This is a genomic window from Enterobacter sp. PL_is514, assembly GCF_055816715.1.
On the sequence record NZ_JBVPGN010000033.1, the window covers coordinates 76,912 to 95,200 of the forward strand.

Below are 18,289 nucleotides of genomic sequence, written 5' to 3' on the forward strand. Positions count from 1 at the left end.
AACAGGTTCTTATGATGCAACAATTACCGTTTTTTTTACGCCAGCCCGGTCTTGTGTTGCTTATTGGGCTGGCTACCGGCCATCTGCCTGGCATTGCCCGTGCAGATGGCGGCATGGATGTTAATCTGACGGCAAACATCATCAACAGCACCTGTAAACTCACGGTGGAAAACGGTGGCGACATCTATCTGCCCGTAGTGATGCGCAACTGGTTTTACAACGGCGACAGCAGCCCCCGTTTTTCACCGACGGACTACGCCGAAGGCACACCGTTTACCATTCATGTGGATGATTGCCACCAAAGCAGCGGCGGCGGGACGGGGATAAAGCAGCTACAGTTTTCATTTTCACCGCAATCGGGTTTTGCCGGTAATCAGAAACAGGTCTTTAAAAACGACGATGCCACCTCAGGCGCGGCGCAAAACGTGGGCATTGTCGTGTTTTCCTCCGCCTTTAAAACCAACGTGTTAAACAGCGATGGCAGTTCAAAGGTGGTTTACAACGTTGGCGCTGATTACTTAACGGATTATCAGTTCTCCGCACGCTACCAGAACACCGGGGAAGTGACCGGCGGGCTTGTCACCAGCAACGTGCTGGTAGACGTGAACTACGAATAAAAGGAATTATTGATGAGACTGAAACGCTTTTGGCTCACGCTGATTGCGCTTAGCGCCTCTGGCGCAGCGCAGGCCGCCATGGAGTGTAAATTTAATGACGGCAACGCCCGGACGATTATGCCAGGCATGTCAACGATGATCGTCCCGCTCCCGCCAGGAACCATTGCGGTGCCCACGCAGATCAGCCCCACGATCCTCCTGGAGTTTAACACACCGTTACAGTCCTCCTGCAACGTCGGTAACGATGGTGAAAGCGTCTGGCAAATGACCGACAACGCATTGCTGTGGGGAGACGTAAACGGTCACGCGACGTTTCGCACCAACGTGGAAGGCATTTACTATACCCTGGCGATTTATCCGGACGGAAATACCGTTACCGCGTGGTTTCCCCCACAATCGGGGGATTACTATGAAACCGGAGACGCGAATAACAATGAGGGCGCCGTCAACGCCAGGTACTGGCATGCCAGAATGGATATTTACCAGGATCCCACGTTTAAAGGTCTTCCCACAGACGTGGAGTTTTTAACGGCAGCGGGCGGCCCGCTAGGGCACGCGGTAATTGGCGATCCTCATACCGGAACCGAGAGCGATCATCCCCGCGTCCCGATCAATATCAATGAGATGTCGTTCCAGCTGCCGTTTCACGCACCCACCTGCGTGCTTCGCGCGCCAACGACAGTTGATCTGGGTAACTGGTATCGTTCCGATCTGGAAAGCGACCGCACAACAGAGGTTCCGTTTAAAATCGAAGGCTCATGCGCAAACGTCATTGAGGTGGATGCCAAAGTGGTCTCAGAACATACCACGGCGGATGGGGCTCTCTTTACCAACGCGGTCAACGGTTCTACCGGCGTCACCCCCGCCAAAGGTGTGGGGGTAAAACTGCACTCACCCGCCTACTCGCAGATCCATAATAACCAGTCAGAAACTATCGCAGCAGGTAACCCGATAGGGACTCCGGTGTACCAGGTTAACGCCACCTATAAAGCCAAACTGGTGAAAACCAACACGGAAGCCGTCACCGCGGGCGTTTTCGGTACAACCATCACCTTCCAGGTGACCTACAAATAACCTACCCCTGCGGCTGGTTGCTGACCAGCCGCGACATGGTCTCCAGCGAATCCGTTCTTAAAATATACAGGCGCTTCAGCAAGAACGGATTATCCCCCGGCTTGACCTTCCCGCGTACCGTCGTCACCGCCAGATGAAACCCGGCATCATTTGCGGCTTTAATCGCTTTATCGTCGTAGCCGCCGAACGGATACGAGAGGTAAAGCACGTGCGGGTTAAACTGCGCCAGGTCCCTGCGCGAGCGCTTAAAATCAAACAAAATATTGTGATAGCTGCGGCTCAGTAAAATGGGCTGATGGTTGTCGTCGACGCGGTGCAGGAAGTGCGTGTGGGACTGATAGTCGAACACGTCATGCATCTGCTCCAGCTCCGACACGCTCATAAACTGCAGGGATTTCGGCGCCCATTTTTGCGGATGGCGCTTGATGCGCGAGGAGATAATAAACGCCGTCGCCTTAAAGCCATACGCTTTGAGGATCGGGTAAGCATAGCGGTTAACGGACTTCAGGCCGTCGTCGAAGGTAATCACCACCGATTTCGCCGGCAGATTCATTTTGTTACGCACATACCCTTCCAGCTGGTACATCGTCAGGGTGGTATAGCCCTGATCGCGCAGCCAGGTCATCTGGTTGCTGAATGCCCGCACGCTGGTGGTCGTGGAGGTATGGCGGAAACGGGTGTTCTCCTCGTCGCGCAAAATATGGTGATAGGTAATGACCGGAATGCCATTATCTTCCTGCGCGTCCAGGCTGCTGATCCACGCCAGGCGGTTGCCGATGCGGATCTGGAACCAGGTCTGATTCAGTCGGTCTTTAAGCTTGTTCAGGATCGGATAGCGCAGATTGCTGCTCAGGGTGCCGAAGGGTGCGCTACCGTTGTTCGGGGCGTTATAAACGGGCGTGTCTTTCCACGTTATCAGGTTTTGATTGCTCAGCGGTTTATTTAGATCTCCCAGCCCATCCTCGACGCGCTGTTTACCCTGCACCGGCTCCAGGTGTCCCTTGTCGATAAATCCCGTGCCAAATCCGAAGCGGAATTCATAGTAGTCCGCCGCCGCAGGTACCACCGCAAGGATCTGCCCTGCCCGCACGTTGCCGACGTTAATGACGCTGTTGCCGACCTGCGCCCAAATCGCCGCATCTTCGGTGGTTTGCATATATTGAGCAGGCATTCTTTGCTGACTTAATAAACTGGCAGAAGACGTGCCGGACACGAACATCAATAACAGGAAAACAATACGCGTGAACATGAGGGTCTTATTCGAAGCGGAAATACTTATGCCATTGTAGCAAAAGCGACATCAATACCAACGTTTAATTCTTATACAGATCATGGAGCAGGACGAAAGGAGGATTTTTTTGCTGCTGATGCCATAAGCTGCTGACGTCCGGCGCGCCCTGCGCGACGATAGCGTTCCGGAACCCGGCGCTGGTTAACGTTTCACGCTGCGGATACATCGCTTCAAGTAATGGAAGGCTGATGCCCGAGATCACCTCACAGCAATCATGCTTATGGCTCAGCAAAGCGGCTGCGCGGTAAGGCGCCGCGCCCGATTTATCGGTCAAAAAAATGACGCCATCACCGGTGTCCGTTTCATGCAGGGCATCGCACATCATGCGGCTCAGCATATTGGTGCTCAACCCGCGCCAGTAATTTACCGCCCGGCACTGTGCCAGCGGGCCAAATCTGGCTTCAAGCTTGTCCAGCATGTCCTGCGCCCGTTCATCGTGGCAGGTGATAACCCATCCCAGCATAACTCTCTCCTTAGCAGGGAAGTAGTTTAGCGGAGTGAAGGTTAGCTTTCGGTGATAACTGTCAAAGAAAGTGCCCGGCAGACAGAATGTCGCCGGGCAAAAGATTAGCTGCGCAGACCGCGCCCGCGCTGGATCAGATACCAGCACAGCAGGTAGAAGGCGATGATGAACACCACCAGCACCGCCACCGTGGTAAACAGCGGCACGTCAGTGATACCGAGGAAGCCAAAACGGAAGCCGCTGATCATGTAGACAATCGGATTCAGGTGCGACAGCGCCTGCCAGAACGGTGGCAGCAGCGTCAGGGAGTAGAACACCCCGCCGAGATAGGTCAACGGCGTCAGCACGAAGGTCGGGATCAGGCTGATGTCGTCAAACGTTTTGGCGAACACGGCGTTCAGCAGACCGGCCAGCGAGAACAGGATCGCCGTCAGGAGCAGCGTCAGCGCCACAAACAGCCACGAGTGCACCTGGAACGGCACGAAGAACAGCGAAATCGCCGTGACCAGGATCCCCACGCACAGCCCGCGCGCCACGCCGCCGCCGACATAGCCGGCGATAATAACGTGCGTCGGTACCGGCGCGACCAGCAGCTCTTCGATGTTGCGCTGGAACTTGGCGCTGAAGAATGACGACGCCACGTTGGCATAGGCGTTGGTGATCACCGCCATCATAATCAGGCCCGGCACGATAAACTGCATATAGGTAAAGCCGTGCATCTCACCAATCCGGGAACCTATCAGGTTACCGAAAATAATGAAGTACAGAGTCATCGTAATGACTGGCGGCACCAGGGTTTGCACCCAGATGCGCATAAAGCGGTTAATCTCTTTCGCCCAGATGCTTTTCAGCGCGACCCAGTAAAGATGCGTCATGCCTTGTCTCCTTGTTTATCCTGCACCAGAGAGACAAACAGCTCTTCCAGTCGGTTCGCTTTGTTACGCATACTTAAGACCTGAATCCCCTGCGCGCTCAGCTGCGAGAACACGCTGTTGATGCCCTGCTCGCGCAGCACTTCCACTTCCAGCGTCGAGGTATCGACAAGACGATACTGATACCCTTCCAGCTTCGGCAGCGGGCTCTTTGCCGCCAGATCGAGAATGAAGGTTTCTGATTTCAGCTTGGAGAGCAGGTTCTTCATCGAGGTGTTTTCCACCAGCTCGCCGTGCTGAATGATGCCGATGTTGCGGCACAGCATTTCAGCCTCTTCAAGGTAGTGGGTGGTCAGAATAATGGTGGTGCCTTTGTCGTTGAGATCTTTCAGGAAGCCCCACATGGAACGACGAAGTTCGATATCGACACCCGCCGTCGGCTCATCAAGGATCAGCAGCTTTGGCTCGTGCATCAGCGCGCGGGCAATCATCAGGCGGCGCTTCATCCCGCCGGACAACATCCGCGCGCGTTCGTTACGCTTTTCCCACAGATCGAGCTGCTTGAGGTATTTTTCGCTCCGCTCCAGGGCCTCTTTACGCTCGACGCCGTAATAACCCGCCTGGTTAACGACGATCTGCTGCACCGTTTCAAACGGATTGAAGTTGAACTCCTGCGGCACCAGACCCAGCTGGCGCTTGGCGTTCACCACATCTTTTTGCAGGTCATAACCAAAGACGCTCACCCGGCCGGAGGTTTTATTGACCAGCGAACTGATGATCCCAATGGTGGTCGATTTCCCCGCCCCGTTCGGCCCCAGAAGCGCATAAAAATCACCGGCCTCTACTTTTAGATCTATTCCGCGCAGCGCCTGAACGCCGCCCGGATAGGTTTTTTTAAGCTGCTCAAGCTCCAGTGCAATTGCCATGAAATTAACTTACCTTCCGTTCTGACACACGTTGTGTGGTTTCATTAAAAGTCGGGTTACCCTATAGTAGCGCAACGCAATTACTCGGTTACAGGTCGCTAACCTCCATGAACAACATAGATACACTCATCAGCAACAATGCACTATGGTCAAAAATGCTGGTGGAGGAAGACCCCGGATTTTTTGGAAAACTCGCGCAGGCGCAAAACCCACGCTTTCTCTGGATTGGATGCTCCGACAGCCGCGTACCGGCGGAGCGCCTGACCGGCCTCGAGCCCGGCGAACTGTTTGTTCACCGCAACGTGGCTAACCTGGTGATTCACACCGATCTCAACTGTCTTTCTGTTGTTCAGTATGCCGTGGATGTTCTGCAAGTCGAGCACATCATCATTTGCGGCCACTACGGCTGCGGCGGCGTGCAGGCGGCGGTTGAAAACACGGAACTGGGGCTCATTGATAACTGGCTGCTGCACATCCGCGACATCTGGTTCAAACATAGCTCACTGCTGGGCGAAATGCCGCAGGAGCGTCGCATGGATACCCTGTGCGAACTCAACGTGATGGAGCAGGTGTATAACCTGGGCCACTCAACGATCATGCAATCGGCGTGGAAACGCGGGCAGAAGGTCTCGATCCACGGCTGGGCGTACGGCATTCACGACGGTCTGCTGCGCAATCTGGAAGTGACTGCCACCAACCGGGAAACGCTGGAGCAACGTTACCGTTCGGGAATTGCCAACCTTCAGCTTAAGCATGTGAACCATAAATAAAGCCGGGGATTTTCTCCCTCTCCCTGTGGGAGAGGGCCGGGGTGAGGGCATCAGCCCGCAATTACTCGTCCAGCAATACCACTTTCCCAACATACGGCAGATGGCGATAGCGCTGCGCGTAGTCAATACCGTAACCGACGACGAACTCGTCCGGGATAGAGAAACCGACAAACTCTACCGGCACCTGCACTTCACGGCGGTCAGGCTTATCCAGCAGGGTGCAAATCGCCAGCGATTTTGGCTCACGCAGGCTCAGGATCTCGCGCACTTTTGACAGCGTGTTGCCGGAGTCGATGATGTCTTCCACGATCAACACATCTTTACCACGAATATCTTCATCCAGATCTTTCAGGATTTTCACATCACGGGTGGTGGACATGCCGCTGCCGTAGCTGGAGGCGGTCATAAAATCGACCTCATGGGGCACATGCACTTCACGGCACAGGTCCGCCATGAACATGAAAGAGCCGCGCAACAGACCGACCAGCACCATTTCACTGCCGCTGTCCTTGTAATGTTCGGTGATTTGACGACCCAGTTCGGCGATACGCGCTTTGATCTCGGCTTCCGGGATCATCACTTCAACAGTATGTTTCATATTACTAACCAAATGATTTTGATGAAAATCTCTCAATACGGATGAGTTAATATCCAGCACTGATACGCAAGCCAGCCATTATATCAGCAAATGGATAACCCTGGCGTATGAGTTATAAAAAGCAAATATTGTGATTCCGATCACACTTGTTAATACCTATAATTAGTTGCTAGCAAATTATTAACAAAAACTGACGAGTACACTTTCTATGGCTGAAACAAACTCTAAACAGCCGCGTCTACTGGTGACATTAACAGCGGCGTTCGCAGCCTTCTGCGCGCTGTATCTGTTAATCGGTGGCGTCTGGCTGGTCGCGATCGGCGGCTCCTGGTACTACCCGATTGCGGGCCTGGTTATGCTTGGCGTAACCGTCCTGCTCTGGCGTAGAAAACAATCTGCACTGTGGCTGTATGCCGCACTCCTTCTTGCCACCATGATCTGGGGCGTCTGGGAAGTCGGCTTTGACTTCTGGGCGCTGACGCCGCGCAGCGACATCCTGGTCTTCTTCGGTATCTGGCTGATCCTGCCGTTCGTGTGGCGTCGCCTGATTGTGCCTTCCAGCGGTGCTGTGGCGGGCCTGGTTGTTGCCCTGCTGATTACCGGCGGCATTCTGACCTGGGCCGGTTTTAACGACCCGCAGGAGATCAACGGTACGCTGAACGCAGAATCGACGCCTGCGGCGGCTATCTCGCAGGTGGCGGACGGCGACTGGCCTGCGTATGGTCGTAATCAGGAAGGTCAACGCTACTCTCCGCTGAAGCAGATCAACGCGGACAACGTTAAGAACCTGAAAGAAGCCTGGGTATTCCGTACCGGCGACCTGAAGATGCCGAACGATCCGGGCGAGCTGACCAACGAAGTCACCCCGATCAAAGTGGGCAACATGCTTTATCTGTGTACGGCGCACCAGCGTCTGTTCGCGCTCGACGCGGCCACCGGTAAAGAGAAATGGCACTTCGATCCGCAGCTAAACTCCAACCCGTCCTTCCAGCACGTGACCTGCCGTGGCGTCTCTTATCACGAAGCGCGCGCCGATAACGCGAGCCCGGAAGTGGTTGCCGACTGTCCGCGCCGCATCATGCTGCCGGTGAACGATGGCCGTCTGTTCGCCATCAATGCCGAAACGGGCAAGCTGTGCGAAACCTTTGCCAACAAAGGTATCCTGAATCTGCAGACCAACATGCCGGACACCACGCCGGGTCTGTATGAGCCAACCTCGCCGCCGATCATCACCGATAAAACCATCGTGATTGCCGGTTCGGTAACGGATAACTTCTCCACGCGTGAAACCTCCGGCGTTATCCGCGGTTTCGACGTGAATACCGGTAAACTGCTGTGGGCCTTCGACCCGGGCGCGAAAGATCCGAATGCGATCCCGTCGGACGAGCACACCTTTACCTTTAACTCGCCAAACTCCTGGGCCCCGGCTGCGTATGACGCGAAGCTGGACCTGGTCTACCTGCCGATGGGCGTTACTACGCCAGATATCTGGGGCGGTAACCGCACGCCGGAGCAGGAACGTTATGCGAGTGCTATCGTGGCGCTGAACGCGACCACCGGTAAGCTGGCGTGGAGCTATCAGACCGTACACCACGATCTGTGGGATATGGATATGCCGTCCCAGCCGACGCTGGCGGACATTACCGTTGACGGCAAAACCGTTCCGGTGATTTACGCCCCGGCCAAGACCGGCAACATCTTCGTTCTGGATCGCAGCAACGGCAAGCTGGTTGTGCCGGCACCGGAAAAACCGGTTCCGCAGGGTGCGGCGAAAGGCGATTACGTCAGCAAAACCCAGCCGTTCTCTGACCTGAGCTTCCGTCCGAAGAAAGACCTCAGCGGGGCAGACATGTGGGGTGCCACGATGTTTGACCAGCTGGTGTGCCGCGTGATGTTCCATCAGCTGCGCTATGAAGGCATCTTCACGCCGCCTTCTGAGCAGGGCACGCTGGTCTTCCCGGGTAACCTGGGGATGTTCGAGTGGGGCGGGATCTCCGTTGACCCTAACCGTCAGGTAGCGATCGCCAACCCAATGGCGCTGCCGTTCGTTTCCCGTCTGATCCCACGCGGTCCAGGCAACCCAATGGAGCAGCCGAAAGACGCGAAAGGCAGCGGTACCGAAGCCGGTATTCAGCCGCAGTATGGCGTACCGTTCGGCGTAACGCTGAACCCGTTCCTGTCGCCGTTTGGTCTGCCGTGTAAACAGCCTGCCTGGGGTTACATCTCCGGTCTGGATCTGAAAACCAACCAGATCGTGTGGAAAAAACGTATTGGCACCCCGCAGGACAGCATGCCGTTCCCGATGCCGGTTCCTGTGCCGTTTAATATGGGTATGCCGATGCTGGGTGGCCCAATTTCCACCGCCGGTAACGTGCTGTTCATCGCGGCAACCGCAGATAACTACCTGCGCGCGTACAACATGACCAACGGTGAAAAACTGTGGCAAGGCCGTCTGCCGGCTGGCGGACAGGCTACGCCGATGACCTATGAAGTGAATGGCAAGCAGTACGTTGTCATCTCTGCGGGCGGTCACGGTTCGTTTGGCACGAAGATGGGCGACTATATTGTCGCGTATGCGTTGCCTGACGAAGGCAAATAAAAGCAAAACGGCAACCTCGGTTGCCGTTTTTGTGTTTGTTCCCTCTCCCTGTGGGAGAGGGCCAGGGTGAGGGCATCAGGCCGCACTGTTTTAAACAGTGAACCCGAGCATCATCCCCGTATCTTCATGCTCCAGCAGATGGCAGTGCGCCATATAGGCAAACTCCTTCGGCGCGTCGTGGTCAAACTTCACCAGCACCTCGCTGACGCCGCCTTCCACTCTCACCGTATCTTTCCAGCCCGCGCGATGCGCATCCGGCGCTTTGCCGTTCTCAGAAAGAATGCGGAACTGGGTACCGTGGATATGGAACGGATGCAGCATCATGTCCCCTTCACCTGAAATCACCCAGCGCTCAAACTGCCTTTTTGTCGCAGCAAACATCGGCGTGTTCATGTCAAACGCTTTACCGTTGATCATATTGGCGTTGTGGAAATCAAAGCCATGGTCGCCGTGATCCATGTTCCCCATGCCGCCCATTTTGCCGTGGTCCATATTCATATGACCCATCATCTGCCCGTGATGCATCCCCGCCATCGCCTTATCGCCATATTTCGCCATCAGCGCCTGCATGCCCATCATATCGAGCATCGGGTTCATGGAGAGCTGCAGCTTACGCTGCGTAAGACCATCAAGCGACGGGAGTGCTGGCAGAGTGGTTAACGTATCAGGCAGCGTGCCGGAAGCGGTCACCAGTAACGGCTGAATACGCAGCACCGGATGCGGCTTGTCAAACGGTGCGACCGCCATCCCCATCTGGCTAACCGGCAGGGTCACAAGATCAAACGCCTTGCCGTCGCTGATATCCACCAGCACCTCGAAGCGCTCGCCCATCAGCATCGGCAGTTCGCTTACTTTTTCCGGCTCCGGCAGAAGTCCACCGTCGCTTGCCACTACGTACAGCGGACGCTTATCGCTGGTGGCGAAGTTGAGTGAACGCGCGTTACAGCCGTTCAGCAGACGCAGGCGCAGCCAGCCTTTCGGCGCGGCATGCTGAGGATAAATGGCGCCGTTGGTCAACAGCGTGTCGCCAAACCAGCCTACCGCCGCGCTCATCACGTCCAGCTGGTAGTCAATTTGCCCGTCCGCGGTGAATTTCTTGTCCTGCACAATCACCGGCACGTCGTCGATGCCCCACTGTTTCGGCAGGCGCAGCAGGCGACTCTCGTCGTCTTCAATCAGCACCAGTCCCGCCAGCCCCATCGCCACCTGATGGCCCGTTTTGCCATGCTGATGCGGATGGAACCAGCAGGTTGCCGCGCGCTGGTCGGGCGTAAAGGTGACGCTGCGCGTGCCGCCCGCTTTGATGACGCCCTGCGGCCCGCCGTCTACCTCACCCGGCACTTCCAGCCCGTGCCAGTGCAGCGTCGTCTCTTCGGCAAGCGTGTTGTGGATATCCACCGTCACCGCTTTCCCTTTGCGCAGCTGTAGCGCCGGGCCGAGCAGATTGCCGTTATAGCCCCAGGTCGTCGCGTTGTCCGCACCGAACAGCGTGTTGCCGGACTGAACAACAAGCTTGATACGGCTACGGGCATCCGCGGTCAGCAAGTCAGGGATGGGTAAGGCAGGCCTGTCAGCCGCGAAAACCGCGCGGCTCCAGAGGGGTAATGCGCTGGCAGCACCCAGCGCAACGGAATATTTTAAAAAATCACGACGTTGCATGTTCATTTCCTTATTTCCAGCAGGCGATCTTTTGAGCATAAACCCTCCCCTTACCGGAAGGTCAAGTCAAGCGGCAATAATAAAGATCGTCGCACTGGCATCAAGTATGCTAACGTTAATTTTCCGTGAAGAAGTGGTAGAAGCAATGAAGACGTTTTTCAGGACAATTTTGTTCGGTAGCCTGATGGCAATGTGTGCGAACAGCTATGCGCTAAGTGAAAATGAAGCGGAAGATATGGCCGATTTAACGGCGGTTTTTGTATTCCTGAAAAATGATTGCGGCTACCAGAATTTACCCAACGGGCAAATTCGCCGCGCGCTGGTCTTTTTTGCCCAGCAGAACCAGTGGGATCTCAGCAACTACGACAGCTTCGACATGAAGGCGCTCGGCGAAGACAGCTACCGCGACCTAAGCGGTATTGGTATCCCCACTGCCAAAAAATGCAAAGCGCTGGCTCGCGACTCACTCAGCCTGCTCGCCTACGTCAAATAACCTTCCCGACGCCCCCTGTTGAACCTCTGACCGTGCAACCGCGGTTAGAGTTAGCTATCATGTTTCGCTCATTTTTTGTGGGCGTAACGGATGTTTACACAGGAGGAGTTCGCTATGGCCGACCACACGTTGTGGCATGAAACCTTGCATGACCAGTTTGGTCAGTACTTTGCCGTTGATAACGTGCTCTATCATGAGAAAACCGATCACCAGGATCTGATCATCTTCGAGAATGCTGCCTTTGGCCGCGTGATGGCGCTGGACGGCGTCGTGCAAACTACCGAGCGAGATGAGTTTATCTATCATGAGATGATGACCCACGTCCCGCTGCTGGCGCACGGCCACGCGAAGCATGTTCTGATTATCGGCGGTGGCGACGGCGCAATGCTGCGTGAAGTTTCCCGCCATCGTTCCATTGAAACCATCACCATGGTGGAAATCGATGCGGGCGTCGTCTCTTTCTGCCGCCAGTACCTGCCCAACCACAATGCCGGCAGCTACGACGATCCGCGCTTTAGCCTGGTGATTGACGACGGCGTTAACTTCGTTAACCAGACCTCGCAGACCTTTGACGTGATCATCTCCGACTGCACCGACCCTATCGGCCCCGGCGCGTCACTGTTTACCTCCTCCTTCTACGAGGGCTGCAAGCGCTGCCTGAACCCGGGCGGGATCTTCGTCGCCCAAAATGGCGTCTGCTTCCTGCAGCAGGATGAAGCGCTGGATAGCCATCGTAAGCTCAGCACCTATTTCGATGATGTCAGCTTCTATCAGGCCGCTATTCCGACGTACTACGGCGGGATCATGACCTTTGCCTGGGCGACGGATAACGACGTATTACGTCATCTTTCCACCGAAATTATTCAGGCCCGCTTCCATCAGGCCGGTCTTCAGTGCCGATACTACAATCCGGCTATTCATACCGCAGCGTTTGCTCTGCCGCAGTACCTGCAAGACGCATTATCCACTAAGGGGGTGAGCTAATTGAAAAAGCTTAAACTGCATGGCTTTAACAACCTGACCAAAAGCCTGAGTTTTTGTATTTACGATATCTGCTATGCCAAAACAGCGGAAGAACGCGATGGTTACATCGCCTATATCGACGAACTCTACAACGCCAACCGTCTGACCGAGATCCTGTCAGAAACCTGTTCCATTATCGGCGCCAACATCCTGAACATCGCCCGACAGGATTATGAACCCCAGGGCGCCAGCGTGACCATCCTGGTCAGCGAAGAGCCGGTCGATCCCAAGCTTATCGACAAAACGGAACACCCGGGCCCGCTGCCGGAAGTGGTTGTTGCCCACCTGGATAAAAGCCATATCTGCGTCCATACCTACCCGGAGAGTCACCCGGAAGGTGGGCTGTGTACGTTCCGCGCCGATATTGAAGTGTCGACCTGCGGCGTGATTTCCCCGCTCAACGCGCTGAACTATCTCATCCATCAGCTGGAATCGGATATCGTCACGATTGATTACCGCGTGCGCGGTTTTACTCGTGATATCAACGGCATGAAGCACTTCATCGACCACGAAATCAACTCTATTCAGAACTTCATGTCCGAAGACATGAAATCGCTGTATGACATGATGGACGTGAACGTGTACCAGGAAAACATCTTCCATACCAAGATGTTACTTAAGGAATTCGACCTTAAGCACTATATGTTCCACACGAAGCCGGAAGATTTGAGCGAAGAAGAGCGTAAGGCGATTACCGACCTGCTCTGGAAAGAAATGCGCGAGATCTACTACGGCCGTAATATTCCGGCCGTGTAAGTGTTGCCCGGAGCAGGGACGCTTCGGGAAGTTACCGCTGTTTCATAAACTCGCGGTAGGCATTCACCACCTGAAGGAAGTCTTCTACGCCGCACATCGACAGGCTCTCTTCGTCGTAGTAGCTCATCCCCTCTTCCATCTCGTCACCTGAAAACTCGAGCTGGTTGGCGCGCACCATGACCTCTTCACCGTCCATCCACAGCGTGTATTCATGACCGGCGCGCTGCCAGGAGCGTTCACTGCCTTTCACCGTATTTGCCGCCTGTTCAACCTCATCAAGAAGTGCGAGATTTTCTTTCACCTCTTCGTTAAACCAGTGTCCAACGGCTTCGTGGCCCATCGACATACGCACTTTCACCACTCCGGTGATGTCGCGCAGAAATTCGTAATCCATAGTGTTTTCCTCTGCAAAGCCATTAAGGTAATTATCGCAGCAGCGAGGAAGAAAAAAAGCGTGAGAGGTGGGAGGAATGAAAATAAAAAGGTGAGAGCAAGACCCTGCGGCCTGATGCCCCCACCCCGTCCCTCTCCCACGGGAGAGGGTGCAAACACTAAAAACCGTCTCGTAGAGACGGTTTTGCTGTTTATACCGCCGTCTGGAAGATAACCCCGTCAGCCTTCTCGGTGTACTGAGAGAGCTGGTCGAAGTTCAGATAGCGATAGGTATCCACCGCGGTCTTATCCACCTGAGCCACAAAGGTCTGGTACTCTTCCGGCGTTGGCAGTTTGCCAATCAGCGCCGCAACCGCCGCCAGCTCCGCAGAGGCCAGGAAGACGTTCGCACCGGTACCTAAACGGTTCGGGAAGTTACGGGTCGAGGTGGAAACCACCGTCGCGCCGTCGGCGACGCGCGCCTGGTTGCCCATACACAGGGAACAGCCAGGAATTTCAATACGCGCCCCGCTCTTACCAAACACGCTGTAGTAGCCCTCTTCGGTCAACTGAGCCGCGTCCATACGGGTTGGCGGCGCCACCCACAGACGGGTTGGCAGCTGGCCTTTGTGGGTATCCAGCAGCTTGCCAGCCGCACGGAAGTGGCCGATGTTGGTCATGCAGGATCCGATGAACACTTCGTCGATCTTCTCGCCCTGAACTTCGGACAGCGGACGCGCGTCGTCCGGATCGTTCGGTGCACACAGGATTGGCTCTTTGATATCCGCCAGATCGATGTCGATCACCGCCGCGTACTCTGCGTCAGCATCGGCTTCCAGCAGCTGCGGATCGGCCAGCCATTTCTCCATGCCCTGGATACGACGCTCCAGCGTACGACGGTCGCCGTAGCCTTCTGCAATCATCCACTTCAGCAGCACGATGTTAGAGTTAAGATACTCAATAATCGGCTCTTTGTTCAGCTTGATGGTACAGCCCGCAGCAGAACGCTCAGCGGAGGCATCGGTCAGCTCGAACGCCTGCTCAACCTTCAGATCCGGCAGACCTTCGATTTCCAGGATACGGCCAGAGAAGATGTTTTTCTTCCCTTTCTTCTCAACGGTCAGCAGACCCTGTTTAATCGCATACAGCGGGATCGCGTGAACCAGGTCGCGCAGGGTGATACCCGGCTGCATTTTACCTTTGAAGCGCACCAGCACCGATTCCGGCATATCCAGCGGCATCACGCCCGTCGCCGCAGCAAACGCCACCAGACCGGAGCCCGCCGGGAAAGAGATACCGATTGGGAAACGGGTATGGGAGTCACCGCCGGTACCCACGGTATCCGGCAGCAGCATGCGGTTCAGCCAGGAGTGAATTACGCCGTCGCCCGGACGCAGGGAAACGCCGCCGCGGTTCATGATGAAGTCTGGCAGCGTGTGGTGCGTGGTCACGTCAACCGGCTTCGGATACGCCGCCGTGTGGCAGAAGGACTGCATCACCAGGTCAGAAGAGAAGCCCAGGCACGCCAGGTCCTTCAGTTCGTCACGGGTCATTGGGCCAGTGGTGTCCTGAGAGCCTACGGAGGTCATCTTCGGCTCACAGTATGCGCCAGGACGAACACCGGCGACGCCGCAGGCGCGACCGACCATTTTCTGCGCCAGAGAGTAACCGCGATTGCTTTCCGCCACGTCTTTCGCGTGACGGAATACGTCACTGTGCGGCAGACCCAGCGCTTCACGCGCTTTGGTGGTCAGGCCACGGCCGATGATCAGCGGAATACGGCCACCGGCACGCACTTCGTCGATCAGCACGTCGGTTTTCAGCTCAAAGCTCGCCAACAGCTCGTTAGTTTCGTGGTTACGCACTTCACCTTTGTACGGGTAAACGTCAATCACGTCGCCCATATTCAGGTTAGAAACATCCACTTCGATCGGCAGGGCGCCCGCATCTTCCATGGTGTTGAAGAAGATCGGTGCAATTTTACCGCCGAGGCACAGGCCGCCACCGCGCTTGTTTGGCACATGAGGGATGTCATCACCCATGAACCACAGCACGGAGTTGGTGGCGGACTTACGGGAAGAACCGGTACCTACAACGTCACCCACATAGGCCAGCGGGAACCCTTTTTTCTGCAGGGCTTCGATCTGTTTGATCGGGCCAACGCTGCCAGGCTGATCCGGCTCAATGCCTTCACGGGCGTTTTTCAGCATTGCCAGGGCGTGCAGAGGAATATCCGGGCGAGACCACGCGTCCGGTGCCGGAGAGAGGTCATCGGTGTTGGTTTCACCGGTCACTTTGAAGACGGTAACGGTGATTTTTTCAGCCAGCGCAGGACGGTTCAGGAACCATTCGGCATCCGCCCAGGACTGCATCACCTGCTTCGCATAGACGTTGCCTGCTTTGGCTTTTTCTTCTACATCGTAGAAGTTATCGAACATCAGCAGCGTGGAAGAGAGCGCTTTAGCGGCAATCGGTGCCAGCTTGTCGTTATCCAGCGCGTCAATCAGCGGATGAATGTTGTAACCACCCTGCATGGTGCCGAGCAGTTCAATGGCTTTTTCAGGAGTAACCAGTGGGGAGGTGGCTTCGCCTTTGGCGATAGCAGCAAGGAATCCGGCTTTTACGTAGGCAGCTTCATCTACGCCAGGCGGTACGCGGTTGATCAGCAGATCTAACAGGAATTCTTCTTCGCCCTTAGGCGGGTTCTTCAGCAGCTCGACGAGCGCGGCCATTTGGGTTGCATCTAAAGGTTTGGGTACAATTCCCTCGGCGGCACGTTCTGCTACGTGCTTACGGTATTCTTCTAGCACGACGGTTCTCCTCGCTCTCATTGTCATATGCGGCGGGCGTTCTCTTCACGCTCCTGTGAGACAGCAGTTTGTAGGGTAAATGCCCGATACCGCGTCGGGCAGCATAGCAGGATTTCTGCACAGTGTTAATCCGTTTACAAAAAAGCAACATTAAAAAATTTGCTGAATCGTTAAGCATGGTGTAGCGACGATTTTGGGCATCGTTATACGGTTTCTTATGCACCGTGACGCATCAGTTTTTTTTCCATCAGATATAATTGTGTAATAAATACTCACAATCTTTATCCGGACGTACCGGACGCTTCCCAATAAAAGTCAAAACAGTAAAAGACGGGTGAATAATACTCACGCCAACCGTAACGCCTCACGGCACAGCGCTTGTCTCGTTGGAGTCATTTTATGAAGTTGCCCTTTAAGCCACATCTGCTCGTCCTTCTGTGCAGTGCCGGGCTGCTTGCCGCCTCAGGCGTCATGTTTGTCAAAAGTCGTGCAACGGAACCCGTTGCGCCGGCCCCCGTCGCTCAACAACCGGCGGCACCTGCGCCTGCCGCAACCCAGCCCGCTCCTGTTGTCGCGCCAACCTACACTGCCGCGCAAATCGATCAGTGGGTTGCTCCCATCGCGCTCTACCCGGATGCCCTGCTGTCGCAAATTCTGATGGCCTCGACTTACCCGGCCAACGTGATCCAGGCCGCACAGTGGTCAAAAGACAACCCTAAAATGGAAGGGGACGCCGCGATTCAGGCCGTTGCCAGCCAGCCCTGGGATCCCAGCGTAAAATCTCTGGTCGCGTTTCCTCAGCTCATGTCCCTGATGGGTGAAAATCCGCCGTGGGTACAAAATCTGGGCGATGCGTTTCTCGCGCAGCCGAAGGACGTAATGGATTCCGTTCAACGCCTGCGCGCGCTGGCACAGAAGACCGGCGCTTTACAATCCACGCCTCAGCAGACGGTCACCACCGTGACAAAACCGGCACCAGCGAAAACCAGCACCACCGAGACAACGACAACCACAGCAGCAACGCCCGCGCCGGCCCCAACGGTAATCAAAATTGAATCTGCCGATCCGCAGGTTGTTTACGTCCCCACCTATAACCCCAATACGGTTTACGGGACCTGGCCAAACACCGCCTATCCACCTACCTATCTCCCGCCTACACCCGGGGAGCAGTTTGGCAACAGCTTCGTCAACGGCTTAGGCTTCAGCCTGGGCGTCGCCACAACCTATGCCATCTTCAGCAACATCGACTGGGATGATGACGATGACTGGGATCATCACCATGACGACTGGGATAATCACGGCGGCTATAACCGCAACGGTGATAACAACATCAATATCAACGTTGAGAACTTCAATAAAATCAGCGGGCAGCGTCTGACGGACGCCAACCGTACCTGGCAGCATAACCCGGCCTATCGGGAAGGTGTGCCCTATCCGACTAACCAGCTCAACACCCGTTTCCACTCCACCAGCACGGCTACCGGGCTCAGTTCAACGCAGCAAAAACCGGTTAACCGCGATAGCCAGCGTCAGGCTGCCCTGAGCCAGATGGAGAAATCCACGGGCAAAACTTTCCCCCAAACGGCGCGTCCCGGAACGAAAGATGTGCAGCGTCAGGCCTCAAGTGAACAGCTGAAGCAGATTTCCCAGCGCAATAACTACCGTGGCTACGACACCAAACCGCAGACGACGAAGCGAACCACCACGCAGCAGCGAGAAAATCGCCAGACCACCGCGCAGAGACAAGAGAAACGGGGTTCGCAGCCGGCGCAGCAACGCGCTCTCCAGCAGCGAAACAGCCAGCCCCGGGCCAATGCGCTGAGCGGCAACGACAGCCGCTCCGCGAACTGGCAGGCGCAGCAGCAGCGCGGTGCGCAAAGCAGACAGCTTGCGGCTCGCCAGCAGCAGCCACGTCAGGCGTCTGGTGGACGCGCTGAACGCCGTGAAATTCGACATCGCTAAGGGA

General features: G+C 55.6%; 16 protein-coding genes. 8 read left to right on the forward strand and 8 right to left on the reverse strand.

Annotation, left to right across the window (positions count from 1 at the left end; all coding sequences use genetic code 11):
• Nucleotides 1-14: 14 nt before the first annotated feature.
• Nucleotides 15-617 (forward strand): fimbrial-like protein, encoded by a 603-nt coding sequence (locus AC0TNG_RS13425; protein WP_024907490.1) that lies wholly within the window; start codon nucleotides 15-17, stop codon nucleotides 615-617.
• A gap of 12 nt (nucleotides 618-629) precedes the next feature.
• A complete protein-coding gene (locus AC0TNG_RS13430; protein WP_024907489.1) occupies nucleotides 630-1,691 on the forward strand; it encodes a fimbrial protein StkG in 1,062 nt (353 codons plus the stop codon).
• A 1-nt stretch (nucleotide 1,692) separates the two neighbouring features.
• Here the strand turns inward: AC0TNG_RS13430 and AC0TNG_RS13435 are convergent, their stop codons facing one another.
• The 4 genes from AC0TNG_RS13435 to AC0TNG_RS13450 all read right to left on the reverse strand — a co-directional run bounded on the left by AC0TNG_RS13435 (nucleotide 1,693) and on the right by AC0TNG_RS13450 (nucleotide 5,243).
• Entirely contained in the window at nucleotides 1,693-2,940 is a 1,248-nt protein-coding gene (locus AC0TNG_RS13435) for a polysaccharide deacetylase family protein (RefSeq protein WP_024907488.1), read from the reverse strand.
• Between the two features lie 64 nt (nucleotides 2,941-3,004).
• On the reverse strand, nucleotides 3,005-3,445 hold the full coding sequence (locus AC0TNG_RS13440; RefSeq protein WP_473712523.1) for a PTS sugar transporter subunit IIA: 441 nt from the start codon (nucleotides 3,443-3,445) through the stop codon (nucleotides 3,005-3,007).
• A gap of 104 nt (nucleotides 3,446-3,549) precedes the next feature.
• Nucleotides 3,550-4,320 (reverse strand): ABC transporter permease, encoded by a 771-nt coding sequence (locus tag AC0TNG_RS13445; RefSeq protein ID WP_023334536.1) that lies wholly within the window; start codon nucleotides 4,318-4,320, stop codon nucleotides 3,550-3,552.
• Entirely contained in the window at nucleotides 4,317-5,243 is a 927-nt protein-coding gene (locus AC0TNG_RS13450; protein ID WP_008501946.1) for an ABC transporter ATP-binding protein, read from the reverse strand. The genes AC0TNG_RS13445 and AC0TNG_RS13450 overlap by 4 nt, the downstream gene beginning before the upstream one ends.
• A gap of 107 nt (nucleotides 5,244-5,350) precedes the next feature.
• On the opposite strand from AC0TNG_RS13450, the gene can reads away from it, so the two are divergent.
• Entirely contained in the window at nucleotides 5,351-6,013 is a 663-nt protein-coding gene (gene can / locus AC0TNG_RS13455) for a carbonate dehydratase (protein WP_008501947.1), read from the forward strand.
• 61 nt (nucleotides 6,014-6,074) lie between these two features.
• Here the strand turns inward: can and hpt are convergent, their stop codons facing one another.
• A complete protein-coding gene (hpt, locus tag AC0TNG_RS13460; RefSeq protein ID WP_008501948.1) occupies nucleotides 6,075-6,611 on the reverse strand; it encodes a hypoxanthine phosphoribosyltransferase in 537 nt (178 codons plus the stop codon).
• 208 nt (nucleotides 6,612-6,819) lie between these two features.
• On the opposite strand from hpt, the gene AC0TNG_RS13465 reads away from it, so the two are divergent.
• On the forward strand, nucleotides 6,820-9,210 hold the full coding sequence (locus AC0TNG_RS13465) for a glucose/quinate/shikimate family membrane-bound PQQ-dependent dehydrogenase (protein ID WP_473712524.1): 2,391 nt from the start codon (nucleotides 6,820-6,822) through the stop codon (nucleotides 9,208-9,210).
• A 90-nt stretch (nucleotides 9,211-9,300) separates the two neighbouring features.
• On the opposite strand, the gene cueO is transcribed toward AC0TNG_RS13465, so the two are convergent.
• On the reverse strand, nucleotides 9,301-10,869 hold the full coding sequence (gene cueO / locus AC0TNG_RS13470) for a multicopper oxidase CueO (protein ID WP_473712525.1): 1,569 nt from the start codon (nucleotides 10,867-10,869) through the stop codon (nucleotides 9,301-9,303).
• Between the two features lie 145 nt (nucleotides 10,870-11,014).
• On the opposite strand from cueO, the gene AC0TNG_RS13475 reads away from it, so the two are divergent.
• The 3 genes from AC0TNG_RS13475 to speD all read left to right on the forward strand — a co-directional run bounded on the left by AC0TNG_RS13475 (nucleotide 11,015) and on the right by speD (nucleotide 13,141).
• The gene (locus AC0TNG_RS13475) at nucleotides 11,015-11,362 is read left to right on the forward strand and encodes a YacC family pilotin-like protein (RefSeq protein ID WP_014882582.1); all 348 of its coding nucleotides are present in this window, start codon (nucleotides 11,015-11,017) and stop codon (nucleotides 11,360-11,362) included.
• A gap of 114 nt (nucleotides 11,363-11,476) precedes the next feature.
• A complete protein-coding gene (gene speE / locus AC0TNG_RS13480; RefSeq protein WP_023310424.1) occupies nucleotides 11,477-12,346 on the forward strand; it encodes a polyamine aminopropyltransferase in 870 nt (289 codons plus the stop codon).
• Nucleotides 12,347-13,141 (forward strand): adenosylmethionine decarboxylase, encoded by a 795-nt coding sequence (gene speD, locus AC0TNG_RS13485; RefSeq protein WP_032649781.1) that lies wholly within the window; start codon nucleotides 12,347-12,349, stop codon nucleotides 13,139-13,141. It abuts the gene before it with no gap.
• Nucleotides 13,142-13,172: 31 nt separating this feature from the next.
• Here the strand turns inward: speD and yacL are convergent, their stop codons facing one another.
• Nucleotides 13,173-13,535 carry a protein YacL gene (yacL, locus tag AC0TNG_RS13490; RefSeq protein WP_032649783.1) on the reverse strand — a complete coding sequence of 121 codons (363 nt, stop codon included), beginning with the start codon at nucleotides 13,533-13,535 and terminating at the stop codon, nucleotides 13,173-13,175.
• A gap of 190 nt (nucleotides 13,536-13,725) precedes the next feature.
• A complete protein-coding gene (acnB, locus tag AC0TNG_RS13495) occupies nucleotides 13,726-16,323 on the reverse strand; it encodes a bifunctional aconitate hydratase 2/2-methylisocitrate dehydratase (protein ID WP_032645211.1) in 2,598 nt (865 codons plus the stop codon).
• Nucleotides 16,324-16,722: 399 nt separating this feature from the next.
• On the opposite strand from acnB, the gene AC0TNG_RS13500 reads away from it, so the two are divergent.
• Complete coding sequence (locus tag AC0TNG_RS13500; RefSeq protein ID WP_048992896.1) at nucleotides 16,723-18,285, forward strand: DUF3300 domain-containing protein; 1,563 nt, start codon at nucleotides 16,723-16,725, stop codon at nucleotides 18,283-18,285.
• The last annotated feature ends 4 nt before the right edge of the window (nucleotides 18,286-18,289 follow it).

Coding starts and splice junctions, on each gene's coding strand:
- AC0TNG_RS13425 (WP_024907490.1), top strand. CDS start 15: ATGCAACAATTACCGTTTTTTTTACGCCAGCCCGGTCTTGTGTTGCTT.
- AC0TNG_RS13430 (WP_024907489.1), top strand. CDS start 630: ATGAGACTGAAACGCTTTTGGCTCACGCTGATTGCGCTTAGCGCCTCT.
- AC0TNG_RS13435 (WP_024907488.1), bottom strand. CDS start 2,940: ATGTTCACGCGTATTGTTTTCCTGTTATTGATGTTCGTGTCCGGCACG.
- AC0TNG_RS13440 (WP_473712523.1), bottom strand. CDS start 3,445: ATGCTGGGATGGGTTATCACCTGCCACGATGAACGGGCGCAGGACATG.
- AC0TNG_RS13445 (WP_023334536.1), bottom strand. CDS start 4,320: ATGACGCATCTTTACTGGGTCGCGCTGAAAAGCATCTGGGCGAAAGAG.
- AC0TNG_RS13450 (WP_008501946.1), bottom strand. CDS start 5,243: ATGGCAATTGCACTGGAGCTTGAGCAGCTTAAAAAAACCTATCCGGGC.
- can (WP_008501947.1), top strand. CDS start 5,351: ATGAACAACATAGATACACTCATCAGCAACAATGCACTATGGTCAAAA.
- hpt (WP_008501948.1), bottom strand. CDS start 6,611: ATGAAACATACTGTTGAAGTGATGATCCCGGAAGCCGAGATCAAAGCG.
- AC0TNG_RS13465 (WP_473712524.1), top strand. CDS start 6,820: ATGGCTGAAACAAACTCTAAACAGCCGCGTCTACTGGTGACATTAACA.
- cueO (WP_473712525.1), bottom strand. CDS start 10,869: ATGCAACGTCGTGATTTTTTAAAATATTCCGTTGCGCTGGGTGCTGCC.
- AC0TNG_RS13475 (WP_014882582.1), top strand. CDS start 11,015: ATGAAGACGTTTTTCAGGACAATTTTGTTCGGTAGCCTGATGGCAATG.
- speE (WP_023310424.1), top strand. CDS start 11,477: ATGGCCGACCACACGTTGTGGCATGAAACCTTGCATGACCAGTTTGGT.
- yacL (WP_032649783.1), bottom strand. CDS start 13,535: ATGGATTACGAATTTCTGCGCGACATCACCGGAGTGGTGAAAGTGCGT.
- AC0TNG_RS13500 (WP_048992896.1), top strand. CDS start 16,723: ATGAAGTTGCCCTTTAAGCCACATCTGCTCGTCCTTCTGTGCAGTGCC.